The organism is Kitasatospora sp. NPDC059973 (assembly GCF_042737525.1).
Classification (GTDB): Bacteria; Actinomycetota; Actinomycetes; order Streptomycetales; family Streptomycetaceae; genus Kitasatospora.
The window spans coordinates 1-1,487 of the sequence record NZ_JBHWUI010000363.1 but is presented as its reverse complement, the minus strand read 5'-3'; the positions used below and the strand labels follow the sequence as shown (position 1 = coordinate 1,487).

Sequence of the window (1,487 nt, the reverse complement as noted above, 5' to 3'; positions counted from 1 at the left end):
GCACGGCGCGGCGGGGCTCCTCGCCCGCGCCGCGCCACCGCCGCGGGCGGCACGGCGCACACCGTGCCGCCGTGGTGGCGGTCAGCCGCGCCGGACGGCCAGCTCGATCTCGCGGGCGGTCCCGTCCCCCGGCGCGGGGAGGTGGTGGCCGGTGGGCTCGAAGCCGGTCTTCCGGTACATCGCCCCGGCCCGGCCGTTGGCCTCGTGGACGAAGAGCCGCACCCGCTCGACGCGCGGCTCGGCGAGCGACCAGGACCAGTCCAGGGCGGCCTCGAAGAGCCCCTGCGCGACACCGCTGCCGCGCGCCTCGGACCGCACGAAGACGCCGACGACATGGGTCTGCGCCTGCTCCGGGACATCACCGAAGAAGGTCGCCGTACCGGCGTGCTCGACCAGCACCGAGACGGTGCCGAGCCAGCGCCCGTCGGCCGCCTCCGCGACGAACTGCCGCGCGGCGACGCCCTCGGCCGCACCGGCGGCGCGCTCCTGCCAGAACTCGTCCGGCTGGGCGGCCGCCTTCTCGTAGCTGTCGTGGAAGGCGATGGGCGCCGCCGGATCGAGCAGCGCGTCCAGCCGGAGCTGCTTGATCTTCGGCCAGTCCTCGGCGTCCACCGCCCTGATGATGTGCTTCATGCGCATGATCATCCCACCGCCACCGGCCGGCCCCGCAGCGGGGGGGGGAGCCGGCCGCCCGAACGGCGGGACGAAGGCCAGCAGCTCGGCGACGAGCAGCAGGTCCCCGTCCCCGGAGGCGAGCGGCGAGCGGCGAGCGGCGAGCGGCGAAGGAGTGGACACCCCGAGTGGATCTTCGAGGCTTCCGGGCCGGTTCCCGCGATCCGCGTCACCGGGGCCGCCCGGGGCGGGGCGGCGGACCTCGGGCACCCGCCCCGCCGGTGCGGTCAGCGGCCGAGCACCGCGTCCGCGGCCTGGCCCGCCTGGGCCTGCTCGATGCGCTTGGCCAGCAGGACGGCGAGGCGCTGCGCCGTCGCGGTGTCCACCGGGCCGTCCTCGGTGGTCACGGTGGCGACCACGGTGCCGGCCCGCATCACGACCGCGATGCCGTCCCGGCCGCCGGGCTCGCCCTGCCAGGCCCGGCTCTCGGTGCCGATGGCGGGCAGTTCCACGGCGTGGTAGCGGGCGGCGTCGCCGTAGGCCGCGTACGCCGCCTTGAGCTTGTCCTGGGCGGCCGCCTTGGTCGGCAGGGTGTCGACGAGGAAGCGCGCGACCACGTCGCCGGAGCTGAACCTCGCCTCGCCGCTGAGCGGCTTGCCGTTGCAGGCCGCGGGGTTCTGGCAGTCCGCGGAGTGGTCGGTGAGGTCGACCCGCCGCTTCTCCTGCTCCCAGCCGGTCATCGCGGCCTGGTCCGGCATCAGCTGCAGGACGGCCCGGTAGTCGAGCAGCGGCGTCGCGGCGTCGCTCCAGACGGGCATCGGGACGGTGCCGGCCGCCGGGCCGCCACCGGGCGCGGCGGTACCGCCGGACGGCGC

2 protein-coding genes are annotated in these 1,487 nt (G+C 76.7%); both read right to left on the bottom strand.

What is annotated here, in order from left to right:
- Positions 1-81 precede the first annotated feature (81 nt).
- Positions 82-795, bottom strand: a complete 714-nt coding sequence (locus tag ACFWA9_RS39145) for a GNAT family N-acetyltransferase (RefSeq protein ID WP_380394367.1) — start codon at positions 793-795, stop codon at positions 82-84.
- Between the two features lie 104 nt (positions 796-899).
- Positions 900-1,487, bottom strand: a 588-nt coding sequence (locus ACFWA9_RS39140; RefSeq protein ID WP_380394365.1) for a hypothetical protein, incomplete at its 5' end; no start/stop codon positions are given.